Annotated in this window: 13 protein-coding genes and 2 pseudogenes; 10 read left to right on the forward strand and 5 right to left on the reverse strand. The window is 55.9% G+C overall.

Translation table 11 applies throughout. The features are described 5' to 3' along the window. Nucleotides 1-35: 35 nt before the first annotated feature. From ACTPOE_RS11495 to ACTPOE_RS11540, 10 genes and pseudogenes are all read left to right on the forward strand, one after another. Nucleotides 36-1,594, forward strand: a pseudogene (locus ACTPOE_RS11495) (IS3 family transposase). A 43-nt stretch (nt 1,595-1,637) separates the two neighbouring features. Further along, nucleotides 1,638-2,720: pseudogene (locus tag ACTPOE_RS11500) on the forward strand (IS5 family transposase); the annotation flags it as partial. A gap of 339 nt (nt 2,721-3,059) precedes the next feature. Further along, complete coding sequence (locus ACTPOE_RS11505) at nt 3,060-4,043, forward strand: glycosyltransferase family 2 protein (protein WP_458872305.1); 984 nt, start codon at nt 3,060-3,062, stop codon at nt 4,041-4,043. Further along, on the forward strand, nt 4,033-4,911 hold the full coding sequence (locus ACTPOE_RS11510; RefSeq protein WP_458872306.1) for a class I SAM-dependent methyltransferase: 879 nt from the start codon (nt 4,033-4,035) through the stop codon (nt 4,909-4,911). The genes ACTPOE_RS11505 and ACTPOE_RS11510 overlap by 11 nt, the downstream gene beginning before the upstream one ends. Next, nucleotides 4,912-6,153, forward strand: coding sequence for a polysaccharide pyruvyl transferase family protein (locus tag ACTPOE_RS11515; protein ID WP_458872307.1), 1,242 nt, complete (start codon nt 4,912-4,914; stop codon nt 6,151-6,153). Beyond that, nucleotides 6,140-7,483 (forward strand): Coenzyme F420 hydrogenase/dehydrogenase, beta subunit C-terminal domain, encoded by a 1,344-nt coding sequence (locus ACTPOE_RS11520; protein WP_458872308.1) that lies wholly within the window; start codon nt 6,140-6,142, stop codon nt 7,481-7,483. Before ACTPOE_RS11515 ends, ACTPOE_RS11520 begins: the two co-directional genes overlap by 14 nt. A 71-nt stretch (nt 7,484-7,554) precedes the next feature. After that, the gene (locus tag ACTPOE_RS11525; protein ID WP_458872309.1) at nt 7,555-8,259 is read left to right on the forward strand and encodes a hypothetical protein; all 705 of its coding nucleotides are present in this window, start codon (nt 7,555-7,557) and stop codon (nt 8,257-8,259) included. After that, nucleotides 8,256-9,152 carry a hypothetical protein gene (locus tag ACTPOE_RS11530; RefSeq protein ID WP_458872310.1) on the forward strand — a complete coding sequence of 299 codons (897 nt, stop codon included), beginning with the start codon at nt 8,256-8,258 and terminating at the stop codon, nt 9,150-9,152. The genes ACTPOE_RS11525 and ACTPOE_RS11530 overlap by 4 nt, the downstream gene beginning before the upstream one ends. Beyond that, nucleotides 9,149-11,047: a hypothetical protein gene (locus ACTPOE_RS11535; protein ID WP_458872311.1), complete on the forward strand. Its 1,899-nt coding sequence runs from the start codon at nt 9,149-9,151 to the stop codon at nt 11,045-11,047. The genes ACTPOE_RS11530 and ACTPOE_RS11535 overlap by 4 nt, the downstream gene beginning before the upstream one ends. A gap of 45 nt (nt 11,048-11,092) precedes the next feature. After that, complete coding sequence (locus tag ACTPOE_RS11540) at nt 11,093-11,836, forward strand: acyltransferase family protein (protein ID WP_458872312.1); 744 nt, start codon at nt 11,093-11,095, stop codon at nt 11,834-11,836. Nucleotides 11,837-11,882: 46 nt separating this feature from the next. On the opposite strand, the gene ACTPOE_RS11545 is transcribed toward ACTPOE_RS11540, so the two are convergent. The 5 genes from ACTPOE_RS11545 to ACTPOE_RS11565 all read right to left on the reverse strand — a co-directional run bounded on the left by ACTPOE_RS11545 (nt 11,883) and on the right by ACTPOE_RS11565 (nt 18,466). Beyond that, the gene (locus ACTPOE_RS11545) at nt 11,883-13,586 is read right to left on the reverse strand and encodes an IS1634 family transposase (protein ID WP_458870344.1); all 1,704 of its coding nucleotides are present in this window, start codon (nt 13,584-13,586) and stop codon (nt 11,883-11,885) included. A gap of 521 nt (nt 13,587-14,107) precedes the next feature. Then, entirely contained in the window at nt 14,108-15,109 is a 1,002-nt protein-coding gene (locus ACTPOE_RS11550) for an MraY family glycosyltransferase (protein WP_458872313.1), read from the reverse strand. Between the two features lie 15 nt (nt 15,110-15,124). After that, nucleotides 15,125-16,054, reverse strand: a complete 930-nt coding sequence (locus tag ACTPOE_RS11555) for an NAD-dependent epimerase/dehydratase family protein (protein ID WP_458872314.1) — start codon at nt 16,052-16,054, stop codon at nt 15,125-15,127. Then, entirely contained in the window at nt 16,051-17,307 is a 1,257-nt protein-coding gene (locus ACTPOE_RS11560; RefSeq protein ID WP_458872315.1) for a glycosyltransferase family 4 protein, read from the reverse strand. Before ACTPOE_RS11560 ends, ACTPOE_RS11555 begins: the two co-directional genes overlap by 4 nt. A gap of 7 nt (nt 17,308-17,314) precedes the next feature. Further along, nucleotides 17,315-18,466, reverse strand: coding sequence for a glycosyltransferase family 4 protein (locus ACTPOE_RS11565; protein WP_458872316.1), 1,152 nt, complete (start codon nt 18,464-18,466; stop codon nt 17,315-17,317). Nucleotide 18,467 lies beyond the last annotated feature (1 nt).

Below are 18,467 nucleotides of genomic sequence, written 5' to 3' on the forward strand. Positions count from 1 at the left end.
CAGACTAGTTGTCGCATCGGATTTGGAACGATTAGATGAATTTGACGACCTACAGCACGGCCTTCAAAGAGGAGGCGATCCGCAAGACCCTGCAGCGCGGCACGCGCACGGTGGCTGACATGGCCCAGGAGTTGAACATGTCGGTCCATACGCTGAAGAACTGGATTCGCAATCCGAAGATGGCTCATTTGCGCAGGCAATCCTCAGAAGAGGCCCCCGCCAGTCGGTGGACATCCGCACAGCGGCTGCAGGCCCTGCTTGAGACCCATTCTCTGGCCGAAGAGGCGCGCAACGCCTGGTGCCGGGAACGGGGCATCTTCGCCCATCAGCTCACGGCCTGGAAGCATGAGCTCGAACAGTCGGGGAACAAGCCCGCAGCCGATATCCAGGAGCTGCGTCGGCTCAAAGAGGAACTGGTTGGCGTGCGCCGTGATTTGGCCCGCAAGGACAAGGCGTTATCGGAGGCGGCAGCCCTGCTGGTACTGCAAAAAAAATACCAGGCGCTGTGGGAGGACGAGGACAAATGACCTCACTGACACAGCGCCGACAGATCATGGCATTGATTACTGAGGCGGTCACGGCTGGTGCTCGACAGGCACGCGCCTGTGAAGCAATCAATCTGAGCGCACGCACACTGCAACGTTGGCGGCGGGCCCCGGAGCAAGGCGATGGGCGCCCCACGCGGGTACAGCGGCCCTGCAACCGCCTGAGCGATGCCGAGCGTGATCGCATCCTGCGGGTGGTCAACAGCAGCGAGTACGGCCACCTGCCCGCTTCTCAGATCGTGCCACGCCTGGCGGATACGGGGGTCTATCTGGCCAGTGAATCGACGATCTACAGGCTGATGCGTACCGCCGGGCAACTGGTGCATCGCACGCCTGATCGCACGCCTGGCCCGGTGCATCGGCCTCGGGCGCTGACGGCTACTGCGCCAGGGCAGCTCTTCAGCTGGGACATCACCTATCTGCCCGCCACCGTGCGGGGCCAGTACTACTACCTGTACCTGTTTCTTGACCTGTTCAGCCGTCACATCGTGGGCTGGCAGGTCTATGACACCGAGGACAGCGCCCGTGCCAGTGAGCTGATGCGCGATATCTGCCGCCGCGAGGGCATCCTCCCAGGGCAGGTGGTGTTACACAGCGACAATGGCTCCCCGATGAAGGGCGCCACCATGCTGGCGACACTACGGGAGCTGGGTGTGGCGCCATCGTTCAGCAGGCCAGCGGTGAGCAATGACAACCCGTACTCAGAGTCCTTGTTCAGGACTCTGAAGTACCGCCCCCGCTACCCTCGCAAGCCCTTCACCGGTCTGCTGGCTGCCCGGGCCTGGGTCGGTGAGTTCGTGCGCTGGTACAACACCGAGCACCGGCACAGCGCTATCGGCTTCGTGACGCCTGAGCAGCGTCACTGTGGGCGCGATCGCGGCCTGCTCGAACGGCGCCATGCCCTCTATCGGGCGGCCCGCGAAAAGCACCCGGAGCGCTGGAGCGGCAGGACCCGCAACTGGACAAGAGTCGACGAGGTCTTCCTCAACCCGCAGAAGGGTCACGCGTCCTGTGCCAAGCGAAATTCAGACCTCAAGCGGGCGGCTTGAGTCACTCAGAAAATGCGACAGATAGGTTGACAATCACCGGGGCTGGGTGGAGAACCCCTACTGGCAAGTGTTTACCGGTGAAACGTACCTGCAGATCGAGCCGCCGATTGATCCCTCGAGCCTGACGCGCTGGCGCCAGCGCCTGGGTGAGGAAGGCATCGAGGAGTTGCTGGCGGCCACCATCACCGTCGCTCAGCGCAGCGGCGCGGTGCGCAAGAGCAGCTTGAAGACGGTGATCGTGGACACCACGGTCATGCCCAAGGCCGTGGCGCATCCGACGGATTCTCGCCTGCTCGAGCGCAGTCGCGAGCATCTGGTCCGTGCGGCCAGTCAGTGTGGGCTGAAGCTGTGGCAGAATTACAACCGCGAAGCGCCCAGGCTGGCGCTGCAAATCGGCCGCTATGCGCATGCCCGTCAGTTCAAACGCATGAATAACACCCTGCGCACGCTGCGTTCGCGGGTCGGCCGCGTCTGGCGCGACATTGATCGTCAGCGTGACCGCGTCACGGGCGCAGATCGGATCAAGCTCGATGACTTGATGGCACGCACCCAACGGATCCTGGCGCAGCGGCCCAAGGACAAGCACAAGCTGTACGCCTTGCATGCGCCGGAGGTGGAATGCATCTCGAAAGGCAAGGCCCGCACGCCCTACGAGTTCGGGGTCAAGGTGTCGATCACCACCACGCTGAAGGAAGGCTTTGTGCTGGGTGCGCGTTCCATGCCGGGCAACCCGTACGATGGGCACACACTGCCCGAGGCGCTGGAGCAGGCGGCGATTCTGGGCGATACGGCGATTGAGACGGCGGTGGTCGATCGTGGCTATCGTGGCGTCGAGGTGCCGGGCACGCGCATCCTGCGATCAGGTCAACGCCGGGGCGTCACCAAAGGTCTGAAGGCGATGATCAAGCGGCGCAGCGCCATCGAGCCGACGATCGGGTACACGAAGTCCGACGGAAAACTGGACAGGAACTGGCTCAAGGGCCGGCTGGGTGACGCGCTGCATGCGATCCTGTGTGGCGCGGGCCACAATATCCGGCTGTTGCTGCGCCTGCTGCGGCGCTTTTACGCCTATGTGCTGATGTTCATGGTGAGCGTTATCGGCGGTCCGCGTCCCGACGCTGTGTGACGGCCTCGCGGAATCTATCAAAAACTGCTTTATTCAGAACCGACTACAGAGCCTGCTCATCCAGGCGCGGGCCATGAGTGATAATGAAGCCGCCGAACAGCTGCAAAAGGCACGCTCGGCGCTGTTTGCAACCATCCATCGACGATCCGCCGCCAAGGCCGCCTGAACAGCCTGTTCTCTGCAAGTTCAGACTCATCTACGGTTTGGAAAAGACTATGACTGATCAAGGTGCCTATTCAAATTAGACCATAGCAGCGTTCCCAACTATAATTTGAAAATTTGTCCGCTATTCGAGGCGACAATATCTCTACCATCTAGCAGGGTTGTTCAGGAGACGTGATGTATAAGGGCTTACAGGTGGCGGTGGTTGTTCCCTGCTATAACGAAGAGCGCAAAATTGCCGATGTGCTCCGTTCGATGTCGAAGTTGGTCGACCGCGTCTATCTCGTCGACGATGCGTCGCACGATGCAAGTGTCCAAGTAGCCGAACAGGCTGCCGTCGAGTGCGGCGTGGTCTTGACTGTTGTGCAGCAGGAAAAAAATGCAGGGGTCGGTGCTGCGATCTGTGCGGGTTACAAGCGTGCCTATGCGGACAATTTCGACCTGGTGGCTGTTATGGCCGGCGACGGCCAGATGGATCCTGATGACCTAGCGTCGCTGCTGGAACCCATCGCATCCGGATATGCAGATTACGCAAAGGGAAATCGATTTAAGGCTGCATCGGGCGACCGGATTCCACTGATCCGGTTATTCGGCAACTTGGTGCTGTCCGCCCTAACCAAAATCGTCTCCGGATATTGGCACGTTAGCGACACGCAGTGCGGCTATACCGTGATCAATCGGGCAGCATTGGCCGCTGTGCGCTGGGAAGACGTATATCCTCGTTACGGATGTCCAAACGACATTCTAACGCGCCTAAATGTGGCGGAAATGCGCGTAGTTGAAGTCGACGTCAAGCCCCGATACGGTGTCGACTGGAGCAGCAAAATGAAGATCACCCGTGTCGTTTTTCCCATTCTAGGGTTGATGTGGAGGCTGTTTCTACATCGAATGTATCGCAAATACATATACTTGAGTGGTCACCCCATCGTCCTGTACTACTTGACCGCTGGGCTATTTTTTTCCCTTTCCGGGGCGCTATTCATATATCTCATTATCAAATGGAGTATGACAGGAGCCATTCCAATGCTTGCAATGATCATGTTCAGCACAACATTCAGCGTGATGATCCAGTTGCTATTGAATGCATTCGCACTTGATTTCCAAGTCAATAAGGAGCTATGCGTCGAAGTCCGGCGGACGAGGCCTCAACATGCCGATTGAGTGCGGTAATGCCGAGAGCAAGACTTGCCCTGTCTGTCAAGGGACGGCAACCGCAAAGATTTATGAGCTGAATTCGCCTTATATCGACAGCCTATTTTATACGATACATAGGTGCAATAGTTGCGGACATCGCTACGCAGTCGGGCCAATTTCCCAGGAAATTCTCGACCAAGTATATGGTGCTGCATTTCATTCAACCAGTCAGCAGCGAGCGGCTGGCCCCGGCTCTTCGATATCTATCAATGCGACACAACGTGTACGCTGGTTGACAGCCAATGGTTTGCACGGAAAACTGCTGGATGTGGGGGCAGGTCGCGGCTATTTTGTACAAATGGCGTCGTCAGTCTTCGACGCGCAAGGCATCGACTACTCGAAGGATGCTCCGAAATATGGACGAGAACTCGGTATACGCTTGTCGAGCGGTGCTTTTCTTGAGGCAAATTATACTCCCGGATTCTTCGACGTCTTGACGTTCTGGGATGTCCTCGCAAGCATGACAAATTTACATGCAACCGTACAGAAATCGGCTCAGATCCTACGGCAAGGAGGGCATGTCATTTTTACCTTGCCAATGGGGGATTCGCTTGCTTGCCGCATTGCCGGGGCACGCTGGCCGCTGTGGATCCCACCGGTGAACCTGCATTATTTCTCGAAGAGAAGTATTAAGGAATTATTGGACAAGCATAGTTTCGAGATCGTGCGAATGGAATATCTAGCCAAGCGTGTTTCCGCCAATTTTATGCTATTGAAATTGGCGCGCAGCTTTGGATTGAAATATCTGGAAGGTCCATTAGCGGGCGCTTCGTTCTCCTGGGCTATTCCGGTCAACCTGGGCGACATCCTGACGGTGATAGCAAGAAAGGTATAAATGAGTATTTTCCGTTTCGTGATAACAGGGGTTACTTTGAGCGGCAATATGGGGGGCGCCGCCATGCTGTCGGCCGCATTGCAACAGCTACGCCATCGTTATCCCAGTGCGCACTTTCAATTGCTCAGCATTTATCCCGACGCTGACCGCGCCATCGGTGGCGATGCAGATCTCGAAATCATTGATGCACGGCCGCTACGACTGCTTGCGTGGTATATGCCCCTTACGCTTCTCGCCGGCCTGAGCGAGTGGTTGCGTCGGTCAATGGCTCAGCACAGTCTATTCTTTCATGCTATCGCGGAAGCAGATGCGGTGATCGATCTATCGGGTATTGCCTTCGTAGACAAGCGCGGCCTGTCGTTACTCTGGTACAACATGTCGTGCGCGCTGCCCGGCATCATATGGGGCAAGCCAGTGTTCAAGCTATCGCAGGCATTGGGACCATTCCACACCAATGCGAATCGCCTAGCCGCGCGCTTGTTGTTACCACGCTGTGCTGCGGTAATCGCACGAGGTGAGCAGAGCCGACAGTTCCTGGAGGAATTGGGCATACGGGATGCGGAGGTACTACCTGATGTGTCATTTGCGATGATAATCCCACCGGAAATCGAGGCTGAGGCGCAGGCCTGCCTCCGAGATCTGGGGGCACAGGAGCGGCCATGGATTGTCGTTTCGCCCAGCCGGGTCGTGAGCAGGTTGTGCCAAAAGCGGGGCATCAATTTCCTCGGCCAGATGGCAGCCTTTATCGAGACGCTTCTGGGGCGGTACGACGCGAACGTCCTGATATTACCGCACAGCCTTGGCACCGGTGCGAGTAAAAACAACGATATCGACCTTTGTCAACAGCTTCATGCACGCTTGCACGGGCATGCGCAGGTATATATGCATGTGCCTCGGCAAGATCCGATGTTGCTGCGTGCCTTGATCGGACAGGCAGATTTCTTCATAGGTTGCAGGTTCCACGCGGTCGTTGCAGCCCTCATCATGTGCGTACCAACATTGATACTCGGCTGGAGTCATAAGTATCGCGAGATGGCGCAGGGTTTTGATGCCAATATCCCAAGCATGGATTTCGCAAATTTTTTCGAAGATGCACTAACGGATATGTTCGATAGTGCATGGCAGCGCCGAGTGGCAACTCGTAAGCGGCTGGTCAACAATGGTTCGGCGATCAAGGCGGCGGCGATACGCAATTTCGATATCGTCGAACGCCAATTGGGAGCATCGCATGCGCGTCACTGAATTGCCCACCGCAGTGGTGGAAAAGGGCCTGTGTATCGGCTGTGGCGTATGCACCGCGGCCAACGCCGGACGCAGCGAGCCGCTAGTACGCATGACATACAGCGCCAAGCATGATCATGCGATACCTATCGTTGTCGATGATGGGCGGGAAGCGCCGCAAGTGGTCTGTCCTGGCGTGGAAATGCATATGCCCGACATCGCGCGACAAAAGTACGGCCATGAACCTACGGATAGCTTGGTTGGCGAACATGTGCGGATTCGCGCAGCGTATGCCGTGGATGCGGACGTACGTCAAAGAGCGGCTTCGGGCGGCGTGACAATGGGGCTTTTAGGGTACCTGTTCGACCAGGGGGCGATCGATGCGGCCTACTGCGTCGTGTCGGAAGGCGATCCCAATACGCGTGCCGGAATGATCATACGCAACCGTGCCGGGCTGAAACACATCCACGGCTCCGTATATCAGCCTGCGGTACTGGGCGGCGAACTGCAGGCGCTGATCGAGGGCGACGAACGGTTCGCTTTCGTGGGCTTACCATGCGAAGTGGCGGCATTGGAGCGAATGAAAGCGGCCGATGCGCGGCTGGCCGCGCGTCATGTTCTTTCCATTGGACTGTTCTGCGGCGGCATAAACCGCTTCGGCGGCATTGACTACTATCTTCGGAAGTTCGGTGTTTCCCTGCAGACTTCGCAAAGCATCGATTATCGGTATGGCGCCTGGCCGGGTAAGATCAGGCTGGTGGATAATGTCGGAAAAGCGCATGAGGTTGCGCGCATCCGCGGCAATTCACGTTGGAACATCCTGCGTTATGTTGTGGCGTTCCAAGGCTATTGGATGCTAGCGCGGTGTAGGATGTGCCCCGATCAAGTCAGCGATTTCGCGGACATTGCGGTGGGGGATCCGCATCTGCCCAGATTCCGCTCCAAGCAGGGGTTGGGATATTCAGCCGTGGTTGTACGAAATGAGCGCGGGCTACGCTGGTATGAAGAAGCCATCAAGGCCGGCGTGTTGCAGGATGAACAGCTGGACCGCGAAGAGTTGATTGAATCACAAGGCTATACGCTTGATAATCGGCGCCATGCAAAGGCATACATCCGGGTGGCCAGATGGCTGGGCATGCCCGTGCCGGAACTGGTGACTTATCAGGAATTCGATCATCCTGCCTTCAAGCATTACAAGTATGCCTTGATAGATCTGCTAAAAATTCGCTTGAGAAATGTCCTCATACTGCGACCGTTTTATATTCCCTGGCAGGTATTCGAATATCTATTCATAACCTTGGCGCCGCGCGTCTTCGTCAAGCGCCTCATGAATCTTTTTTCAAATAAATAATGTCATTCTGGCATAGAGATTATCTATCCCTTATTGAGTCGCTTGACGCCGTACGAAAGCGCCTAGGTGGTGTGGAAGATTTCCTGCAAGCTGAAGATAAGCAGGGGCGGGTAATTCTGCGTCATGATGTGGACCGCCGCCCCGCAAAGTCGTGTGCGTTAGCTCGCCTGGAGCGTGCAGCCGGAGTTCGAAGTACGTATTATTTCCGCGTGACAGCAGCAGGAGAATTCCCGGCTGCTGCCATTGCCGACATCGTCGGTAACGGCCACGAGGTTGGTTACCACTACGAGGACCTGGGCGCATGCGGCGGAAACCGCGCACAGGCACTGGCGCGCTTTCATCGCAACCTATCCGAACTCCGCAAGCTGGCGCCATGCACAACGGTAAGCATGCACGGTGCACCGCTCAGCAGGCATGATAATCAGGATCTGTTGCATACCGATGACCTGAAGCTCGCAGGCCTGCTTGGCGACGCTGTCGCCTCTGTGCGGCCGTTCAACCCCTTCTACCTTACCGATACCGGTGGCCGATGGCTGGCCACGCAGTCAAATCTGCGCGATCGTGTCGGGGATGCATGGCCGCATGACGCCTTGCCGAACGCCGGCCAAGCATTTCAACGCTTTATTACGCAGACGATTAGGCCGCTATACATAAGTACACATCCGGAAAGATGGAGTGCCTCGTTTATCGACTACTGCGGCGTAAAAGCGTTGGACCTGGCCGCCAACAGTACCAAGCGAGTACTGCGCGCTGCTCGTCCTACCGTACGCTCATGAAACCCCTCCACCAAAACCACTATGCACTGACTATCGCGAAGCAATGCTGGACCGGGGCAGTTCTTTTGGCCCTGGGACTTTACATCTGGAAGAATGGCATACACATCGCCGCGACGCTCGCAGCTATTTCAAAAACCCACCTGATCGCTGCGTTCTTCTGCATCATGGCCGGCAAGTTCTCGGCTCTCTTTCTCATGCAGGCGTCGTTGCGGATGTCGATACTGGTGTCGCCAAGTTGGAGAGCTAGTTCCTGGATCTACGCTTCTTCGGATGTGGCAAAGTACATGCCTGGCGGTGTATGGGCCATCGTTGGACGAGTGATGCACTATAGGGACCTGGGCCTATCGGCTGGCGCCATCTCGAAGGCCCTTTTGCTGGAAAACTTGGGCCTCGGTGTCACTGCCCTGATGTTAGGAACACCGGCCGCAATAGCCATGGCTTCAAAGGCAGGCTGGCTGGGCGGCCAGGGATGGTCGGCCATTGCTACGGTCGTGACCGTTATGGTCTGGGCAGGGGTGCGGCTGCTGCGCCGCAGGGTTGTCGTGATTTCGCGGGCCAGCGTCGGGATTGGTAGCCTGGCGCTTGCAGTGATGATGCTAGGCTGGGTTGCCATGGGCACGTCTTTTTTCCTACTGCTCGCTACATTCGGTGGTTGGCTTGAATGGCTGTGGATGGTTGGCACGTATGCTGTTGCCTTTACCGCCGGCATGGTCGCCATCTTTGCGCCTGCCGGAGCAGGCGTGCGCGAGGGAGTGCTGGTACTGGCTAGGCAGATGTATGATGTTTCCGCCACCACAATGCTGGATGCAGCTTTGCTGAACCGCGCTCTTTGGGTCGTAGCAGACGTTTGTTTTTTCGGAGTTGCCCTGGTTGCGAGGGCGATAAAAAAATGACTGCTTACTACCTGCTGCAGCATATTTTCCTAGCACTTGGCCTTGCTCTATGCGCTGGCACTGGCGCGAGATGGTTCCATACGGGTATGACGCCACGCATGTTGCTCGCCGCCGCTCTGACGCCGCAAGTCATCGGCCTGTGCGTAATGGCGTTGGCCATGCTAGGAGTGTCCGCGCCTAGCATCTATGCGCATCTGCCAACCGCACTTGGCCTCAGCCTGATCGGATTAGGCAGTTGCGGCGGAGCCGTGTACCGGCGAATCGGCCAGGCGGTCTCGCAAGTGAATATCAGTACCGCAGTAATCGCCTTCATCGCGACACTGGTTCTGGTCCAGCTGATTTCGACCATCGTGGAAAATTCGCTGACCCTGAATCCGCTGGCGCATGACTTCAACGTATACTTAACGGGTGCGAAGAAATTCGCCGTCGCGCCATCTATGGAAGCGATACCCAGCTTCTTTGGCAAAGCGGGCGATATCATTGTTGTACATCCACATTCGTTTATCTACGAAGCTTATTTCTCGCAGGCGGTGCTGCTGGCTGGCCCAGATACGACCTTCCCACCCCTTGACTTTCTGCCGCGACTGGGCCAGCAGCTCACGATGCTTTACCTCTGTTTTGCATTGTTCGGCACGGCTCTCGCCATGGGGGCACGGTGGGGAGCAGTCGCTGCGGTATGCCTGGCACTGTGCATTCCCTGGGTCTATTATATTGTTAGCACGCTGAGCCGGGATGGCTTTCGCATGGTGCCGGTGCTGGGCTACCTAGTGCTGCTGAGTTCACTGTGCCTAAATGCTCGCAGTGCGATGCTACGGCGCGGACTGCTTGCCGGCGCCTATGCAGCTTTAGCTATCATGTCCCACACGCTGGGGCTGATGCTGATCGGACTTACCAGCCTCTTCATCCTAAGCTATGCCGCTATCCGAAATAAACTAGGATGGACGACCGCAGCCAGATATGCACTACCTGTGCTCGTCCTGGTTGCGCTATCGACGTTCAGGTATGCCGAATATTATCGGAAAACCGGTAATTTCATGGGCTACGGACTACAGTATTCCATCTATCGCGGTACGTGGTTGGAGCCGCTGCTCGCCGCAGCCTGGACGAACAAGCATACCGGTGCTTGGGAGGCGCTGGGTATTCTGTTGGAGCGCTACGACCAGCACCTGCAGCTGGCGGCGGTTGTGATCAGCTTGCTCACAGTGCTGTTTACGAAAGGACGGGGTCGAATCACTTATCATTGTATCGGCTTGGCATTATACAGCCCCTTGCTGGTCACCCTCTCCGGACTGATCGATCAGTCAAGCATCAACTTGCGCAATGCCTTGATCGCAAATGAACGGTATGCGCTTTCATATTTTCTTCTGTCGGCGTTGCTGATCGGGGCTGGTCTGGCGCTGCTGGGGCGCACCTTAGCAGCAAGACTTCCCGTAGGAAGGTGGCGCCAAGGGGGAGCGGTTTTGGTCACCGTGTTCGCGGCATGGCTTGCCTATGAATCGCTACTGAGCCCGCAGTGGCTCAGTTCCAAGCCATTTACCGAGGACCTGGAGCAGATAGATTTCATGAAACGAACGGTGAATTGCCTCAGTCCTCAAGACAACTGGCTGATAGATGACGATGGGTGGAACCCATATTTCACAGATCGTCCCCCCGCGTTTGTATATACGCAGCCTGTGCGCCCGTTATTACTAGCCGGAAGCATAGACACAGTGCGCGACGTGCTGAAAGAGATGAAGATACAAATGATTGCATTTATATATAGCCCGGAAATCTGGAAGACTAGTCCGCTCTATAAATTCTTAGAGAAAGGCTGGATTCGCGTCTCCATGAAAGGTTCCCGCGATCGCGAAGTGTGGTTAGCGCCAAATACGGCGCAATGCGTCAATTTGAAATAGCTCTCGTCCAGTTGCCGCAAATTTACAGCATATCAGTTTTTATATATGAAAAAAATCAAAGGCTTCGATGGTCTGCGTGGATTAGCCGTGTTGTTAGTAATCATTTCGCACGGAGGATTTTGGACGCTATTGAACGTGGATCACACAATTTTTGCCAGAACACTGACTGCCGAACTAGGGGTGACGATCTTTTTTGTATTGTCTGGTTTCTTAATCACATCACTCCTCTTTGAAGAGAGGCGTGTCACTGGCACAGTAAGCCTACTTGGATTTTACATGCGGAGGGCGTTGCGTATTTTCCCACTGTATTTTCTGTCTCTCTCTATAGCGCCGGTTCTGCAGTATATGGAGCTTATCCGGCTTTCGAACTGCACCTATTGGCATGCATTCACTTACACCATGAATTTTGCGCCCAAGGAGTGTGTCTTGGCGTCTTATAGTCATTTCTGGTCATTGGCCGTGGAGGAGCACTTTTACCTTATTTGGCCTTTAGTGTTCCTGTTGCTCAGACGTTGGGCATTAGTTTTCATGGTTCTGGTTGTTCTAATATGCTGGATAGTTTCGGCAAACGGTTCTTTCTGGCTTGCCTCGTTTTCAGAAAAATATTATATTAATCGCTGGAGCATTCCAGCGGCAGCACCAATTGCGATCGGTTGTATAGGAGCATACTTCTGCAATAGTAAATATCTGACATATGCTTTCGATAAGATCGGCGGCATAATTCTGTGCACTTCTCTGTTTGCTATCGTCTATCCGGGAACAAGCAGTCATCCCGAGTTCGACAGTTAGAACCGCAACTCATTGATTTATAAAGAAGCGCCTTAAAAACGCTCCATTACAGATTAACGAAGGCCTCAGTTGCTGTGAGCTTTCCAACCTGCAGGCTCTTCAGGATGGCCGCCTGTTCGGCATCGATCGTCGAGATGCCCGTGATGGATTTGCCGCCCGGCAGCACGACCCGGTGGGTCTGGATGCGACGCAGAATCGACAAGGCGCGCTCGGGCGAGACCACGTCGGCCACGGGCTGTTCGCGCAGCCGCATGCGTATGACCCGTTGCAACACCAAGGCAATAAAGCAGATCATGGCGTGTGCCCGGATGCGATCGGGGCGTCGGTGGTAGACGGGTCCGATCTCAATTTCGGACTTGAGCACCTTGAAGCCCCGCTCGATGTCGGCCAGGGATTTGTAGCGGCTAATCACATCGGCTGGCGCCAGATCGCAGACGTTGGTGATCAGTAGCAGCTTGCCATCCATGGCGCGTGCCAGGGCCAGCGCCTTTTCATTGACCTGGTAGGTGAAGAGCTCACTTTTAAGGTCTACCCGGATGATGCGTGCGAGATGCGCTTCGCAGACCGCGTGATAGAACCGGGCGCGCGCGCCACCATCGGAGAGCTTGCGGCCTTTGCCGCGTACCCCAGCATCCTGGGCGTCCAGTTTGCCGACCCACTGGGCGGCCTGGGCTTCGAGCGCTGCAATTTTCTGATCGCGCTGGGCCGTTTGTTCGGCAGCCCGGTACCGATCATGGGCAACAACCAACCGCAGCCCTTGCCACGCCTGTTCGCCCACGATCTCGGGGCTGTCGCTCTCGATAGCCGCTTGGTTGATCGGTTCGAGCAGCTCGGCAAACTCGTTGTACCGTCGGCCGGGGACCGCCAGAATGAATTCCAACGGCTGGCCATTGGGCAGGCGCATGGCTTGCAAGTCTGCGAGGTTGTCAATCGACAGCAGCCCTCGATCGGCGACGGCGATTACCCGGCGCACCGGGAAGCGATCCATGACCTTTTGCAGCGAGGCCTTCAGCGTCCCCACTTCGGCCGTATTGCCTTCAAAGATCTCGTGATAGAGCGGGATGCCTTCAGCGGTTTGCACCAGCCCCAGCATGAACTGACGGGCAATGATGCCTTCCTTGGACTTGCCAAACTGGCGAATGTCATCCGTTTGCTCAGAGAGCCCTTCGGCACGAATCGTGGTCATGTCGTAGAAGACCACCGACAATTCTTCACTTACCAAGGGTTTGACGGCTGCGACCAGCGCCTGATCGATGACGGCCTGGTGCTCCACCATCGCGTCCATGGTGCGCAGCAATTGCTGGTGCTCAACCGATGCCAGATCGGTATCGGGAAAGCTGACGGTCTGTAGCCAGCGCAGGGTCCCAAGCTTTGAATCGGCATCGCTCAGGCGATTAAAGACCATGACGCGCAGTAGCGCCTCCAGGTCGATTTTGTGGCGGGTGCGCTGGCGCAGCACCTGACGCAGGCGATCCAGGCCCAGCTGCTTCCAGATCTGAGTCAGTGCCCAAAGGTCCCCGATGGCTCGTGAAGAATCGAAGCGGGCGGTGCCATCATCAAGCGCTGGTGAAGGCTCTATGCCCAGGATGCGCGCCAGGCCTTCGTGCAGGGACTTGATGGAATCACCCATCTGGTCCAAACGGCCAAGTGTCGCCACAGTGCGCTGCTTGGGGCACCCAGCGTCGTCGCGGTAGGCCTCCACGAGCTGCACATAGCGGCGGGGGCCTGACTTGGTGACTTTGATAAACATGCCATTACTATAATCACATATACACAGTATAGTCAATGCGCAATTATGATAACGTGCCATTACAAAATTATCGTTGTAATTCTGTGAAAGCCGCGTCGTTACTGCGTTTCGATCAAAAAGCAGGGGTCAAACTGTCGAACTCAGGAGTCATGGAATTTATCTGGCAGTCCTTGGTGTAATCATTTTTATATATCGCAGGCAGAATTCAGCCACGACTCGTATCTTAGAATGGCGCCCATTGGCTTGGATCGGAACAATCAGTTATGGCTTGTATGTATGGCAAGGAGTGCTCGGAGGCAACGGTACATATCGCGAATTCCCAGTCTTTCCTCCCCCTTTGTATGAAGGCTTGGCTTGGGCTTTCGTTGCCTCCGTTGCGAGTTACTATCTCTTCGAGAAGCCAATCATGCGCCTGAAACACCGATTTGCATGGCGTCGTGACTCCCAGGCGATAAGCGCAGCAGCTAGCTAGCTATATTATATTCTTGGCAGATAATCTGAGGAGGGGGAGGGGGACAGAACTAATTGTTTCTTCCCGCGCCCAATGCAAGTCCCACGATGATAAAAGGTAAGCCAGTCAGAAGGAAAAGAGCCTCCGGCGACAAAGCACCCTCGTGACCAAGCCCCCACCAGAGGGCTGTGCCGAACCAGAGTGTTGCAATCAGGAAGTAGCCCAAGCTTACCGGACCGTGGCCGCGGACTTTCCGAGAAAGGATCTGGTATGCGTGCGAGCGGTGTGCTTCATTCGGGTGTTGCTTTCTCATCAGGCGCACCAGTAGAGTAATCGTAGCATCCAGAATGAATAGCGCTGCAGGAAGCAACCATAATATCAGGCTCTCATCAGTGGCCTGCTGCATCTGCAACGCGGCAACGCCAATGAAGAACCCGCAGAATGCACTGCCTATATCTCCCATGAAAACTTTGGCAGGCGGGCGGTTGAATACAAGAAAACCGGCCGCCGCCAAGGCGAATATGATACCGGCGACGGCGTGTGTCACGCCGGCAACGGCTGCCCAGCACAAGCCGATAGCAATTGCTTGCCCAGCAGCGATGCCGTCGATGCCGTCCATGAAATTATACAGATTGGTCATCCATATGATGCCGATCAGATAAATTGCTGAGGAAAACTCCGAGGGCAGAATCATGCCGAAGATAGCCAGCGTTGTCAGTGGCGATAGTAGCCAGAGAGCGCCGGCCGCGCAGGCGAGTTGCACCAGCAGGCGGCTGCGGGCAGACAGCGAACGGCGGTCGTCGATATAGCCAACGACGGCTATTGGCAAGCCGCAGGCAAAGGCGGCCGCGACTCGGATCGGCAAGAAGTCCAATGCCACAGCGCCGGCAATGCCGACCACACAGGCGGCCACGATGCCAATACCGCCGCCGCGCGGAGTCGGGCGCGAGTGCGAACTGCGATGGTTCGGTTGGTCCAGAATATTGCGATGATGCGCCCAGGCGATGCTGGCCCGGGTTGTGAATACCGCAATCAGGAAAACCACAAGAAAAAGTATGTAAAGCGTGAGCATGTCGGCATTTCGAACTTAGGGGACGTAACTATCAAGCGTGCTAGCCAAAGCACTGGCAGCGTCCAATGCGGGCGTCCAGCCTGCAGCACGGATCTTGGAGCAATCAACTAACATGGGGCGGGTTAAGCTGTCGATCTCGCGTTGCCGACCCACGATTTTAGCGGCTAGACGTAGCAATCCAGGAGGAAAGGGCACCAACCGTGAAGGGGTATGCACGCCAGCAGCAATCATGCGGATCAGTTCAGGCAACTCAAAGTCTGATCCATCGCCAGCGACAAACACACCATCCATGTATGGCGTTTCAATGCAGTACGCAAGCATGGATGCTAGATTATCCACATGGATGAACGAACGGACTCCGACCACACTCCCGAACGGGAGCGGAATGCCGCTCCTGACCAGCTTGACCAAGCGTGGGAAGTTGCCGGGACATCCAGCGCCATAAACCATCGGTGGGCGCAGGATCGTCAGAGCGGTGCCGCTGCCGCTCAGTTGCACACGTAGCTCCTGTTCGGCAGCGATTTTGGAACGCGTATATGGCGTGTCACCGATCACTGCAGAGGTCTCATTGATCGGCTGGGCAGACCAATTGCCATGCACCCCCAACGTGCTGACTTGCACGAAACGCGCAACACCAGCATCGCGTGCAGCAGTCGCTGTAACGTACGCGAGCTTACGGTTGGCGTAATCGAAGAGGTCCGTGCCATCCTGCTGCGCGATGCGGGTGTGCGCACGGCCGGCAAGATGCACGATCGCGTCGCAGTTTTGAAGATCGATACTATCGGGACAGCCATCGGGCTTGAGAAGCCAGCGCACCGCCGAGTGGTCTCCCGCTACCTCACGGCGTCCAAATGCAAGTACCTGATGGCCGCGTGAGGCAAAACAGCGCAGCAATGCAAGACCGATATACCCCGAGGCTCCGGTGATGGCAATGCGCATCATCATGACTCCTTGCTAGGGTTGGCCAAGTCCAGATATGCTCGTGCCAGGGCATCATAGCTATGCTGCTCCAGCACATAGGCATGCCCGCGCTCACCCATATCCCGCCGCTCAGCCTCACTCATACTTCCCAGGCGGCGCAAACCGTCCGCAATGGCCACGACGTCACCGGGACTGACCGATATGCCGCAAGCAGCTTCCTGCACGGGGTCGTTGCCCGCCTGTACAGCGAACAACACCGGCAAGCGGGCAAGCATATAGTCGAACAGTTTGTTGGGACTTACGCCAAAGCGGAATAAGGGTTCCTTACGCAGCGAGATATAGCCAACACTTGCATGAGCCAGCAGTGCCAGCACAACCTGCTTAGGCATTTGCTCGAATAGGGCGATACGCTCACTCAAACCGATACGATTGATCGTGGCTCGCAATTCCTCTTGAAGCTCGCCGCGACCAACAACGATGGCGAACACGTTCGTATCACCATGATCCTTCAAATGTGCGATCGCTTGCACCAGGGAGTCGACGTAGTTAGGTCGTCCCAGGGCACCAGCATAGACTACGACGCTGCGGCCGGCTTCGCGCCACAAACGCGCCTGCTTGACGCAAGGCTGATCCTCGGTGCTGATGGGCAAGGCACTCTCATCTGCGTGCACACCGTTGGGGATATACTGCCAATGATCTGGCGGCATGCCAGTAGCCGTCATGTGTTCAAGTGTGCAGGGAAGCAGGGAGACCACTGTATCGGCATGGTGATAGGCATAGCGCTCCACCCAACCGGTGAACCGCACCAACGGGTGGGTAGGGGCGATACCGGCCAGTTCTGTCAGGCTGAGAGGCCACAGATCTCTCACTTCGAATATCGACCGTGCGCCGAACTTGCGTGCTAACGCATGCGTAGCCAAGAATATGTAGGGATGGGGGCTGGAAGCTACCACTAAATCTGGACAGCCGTGCCGACGTGCGTATTTTCCTGCATTCAGCCACATCTTCAGGCTAAATGCCGCCATGTGCAACAAACGGCCCACGCCATTTCCCTGGTAAGAACGCGTGGGTACGAATTCGTACGAAACACCCTTAATCTCGCGCGTTCCAGCCGCTTGTGGCGTATCGAGCAGATGATGAAAAGCAGGAGTGAAAACTGCAGCCCGCGCGCCAGATTGCAACCACTGCCGTGCCAAGTAATAGGGCCTGCTATACCGACCTACGCCGGGGCCACCGGCATAGGGATGCACGTACCAGATATTCAGTTGGCCCTTCATGGGGTGCTCAGTCAAAGTTGAGACTCCTGTAGCGTTGCACCAGACTGGCAGCCTCCTTATTCCAATCAAACGCGACAACGGCCTGCTTGACGCCAGCTTGGCAGGAAATCAGCGCTTCGCGTGTAATGCTACGCAACAGCGTGATCAGTTCCCCGTCATCGTTGGGAGCAACCCAACCGCACTGATACTGCTGGATGATGCGTTGCTGCTCTAGCAATGGATTCACGATAATCGGCAGACCAGCATGCATGTATTCAAAAACTTTGTTCGGCAGCGAATAGTAGTGTGACAGACACGAGTTATCAGTTAAGCAGATACCAACATCAGCCGCTTTGGTGTACTCAAGGACTTCATGAGGGGCCACAGGCAGCAGCAGGTGGATATTCAGATGATTTGCTGCAACTGCCGCGATCTGCTCGCGCAATGGACCACTACCCATACACATCAGATGCGTACTGTCCGGCATCTGCGTAAATACTCGAAGCAATCGTTCAATACCTCGACCAGATATAAATCCACCCTGATACACGAAAAGCAGATCATCCGGCTTAATGCCCATTTCCCCACGCAAATCAGATTGGACCGGCGATGCAGATGCAACAGTGGGGAATTGAGGAATATTGCGTATAACTTGAGGGCGCGCAATGCCGTAACGGCTAACGTACCAGTCGGCGATAGCATCACTAACCACGAATACATACTTGCAACGCCGAATCAACCGCTTTTCAATCATGCGGCCGAGTTTCTGACGCATACCCCTATAGCCAGTGGTCTCCGTTTCCAGTTCATGCGTATCATATATTAAGCTCGCACCGGTCATACAGCTGATCATATAGCAAAGCGGCAGCACAGCAAGACTGTGTGCATTCACGCAAGCGATCTTCCGATCACGCAAGCTTACAAGAATTCGCCCTGACCATTCCAGAGTCTTGATCAACTTCGCGATAAAACCACCACTCACGCCAAAGAGTTTTCTAGGGTAGCGAATAATAGTCCGCTTGGCATCGATGGGCTGGCAATCTGGCAAGCCCGAAGCGCTTACGCCGTAGATCTCAATCTGATCGAATATTTCCGAATTGGCAAGGGCATCAGTAATGCGCAGAATCCGACTTTCATGCGTCAACGGCGATGGGTAGATATGAATATTAGTGGATGCCATA

Source organism: Castellaniella sp. WN (genome assembly GCF_054457555.1).

Excerpts from the sequence above, each read along its gene's own strand:
- ACTPOE_RS11505 (WP_458872305.1), top strand. The coding sequence starts at position 3,060 with ATGTATAAGGGCTTACAGGTGGCGGTGGTTGTTCCCTGCTATAACGAA.
- ACTPOE_RS11510 (WP_458872306.1), top strand. The coding sequence starts at position 4,033 with ATGCCGATTGAGTGCGGTAATGCCGAGAGCAAGACTTGCCCTGTCTGT.
- ACTPOE_RS11515 (WP_458872307.1), top strand. The coding sequence starts at position 4,912 with ATGAGTATTTTCCGTTTCGTGATAACAGGGGTTACTTTGAGCGGCAAT.
- ACTPOE_RS11520 (WP_458872308.1), top strand. The coding sequence starts at position 6,140 with ATGCGCGTCACTGAATTGCCCACCGCAGTGGTGGAAAAGGGCCTGTGT.
- ACTPOE_RS11530 (WP_458872310.1), top strand. The coding sequence starts at position 8,256 with ATGAAACCCCTCCACCAAAACCACTATGCACTGACTATCGCGAAGCAA.
- ACTPOE_RS11535 (WP_458872311.1), top strand. The coding sequence starts at position 9,149 with ATGACTGCTTACTACCTGCTGCAGCATATTTTCCTAGCACTTGGCCTT.
- ACTPOE_RS11540 (WP_458872312.1), top strand. The coding sequence starts at position 11,093 with ATGAAAAAAATCAAAGGCTTCGATGGTCTGCGTGGATTAGCCGTGTTG.
- ACTPOE_RS11545 (WP_458870344.1), bottom strand. The coding sequence starts at position 13,586 with ATGTTTATCAAAGTCACCAAGTCAGGCCCCCGCCGCTATGTGCAGCTC.
- ACTPOE_RS11550 (WP_458872313.1), bottom strand. The coding sequence starts at position 15,109 with ATGCTCACGCTTTACATACTTTTTCTTGTGGTTTTCCTGATTGCGGTA.
- ACTPOE_RS11555 (WP_458872314.1), bottom strand. The coding sequence starts at position 16,054 with ATGATGATGCGCATTGCCATCACCGGAGCCTCGGGGTATATCGGTCTT.
- ACTPOE_RS11560 (WP_458872315.1), bottom strand. The coding sequence starts at position 17,307 with ATGAAGGGCCAACTGAATATCTGGTACGTGCATCCCTATGCCGGTGGC.
- ACTPOE_RS11565 (WP_458872316.1), bottom strand. The coding sequence starts at position 18,466 with ATGGCATCCACTAATATTCATATCTACCCATCGCCGTTGACGCATGAA.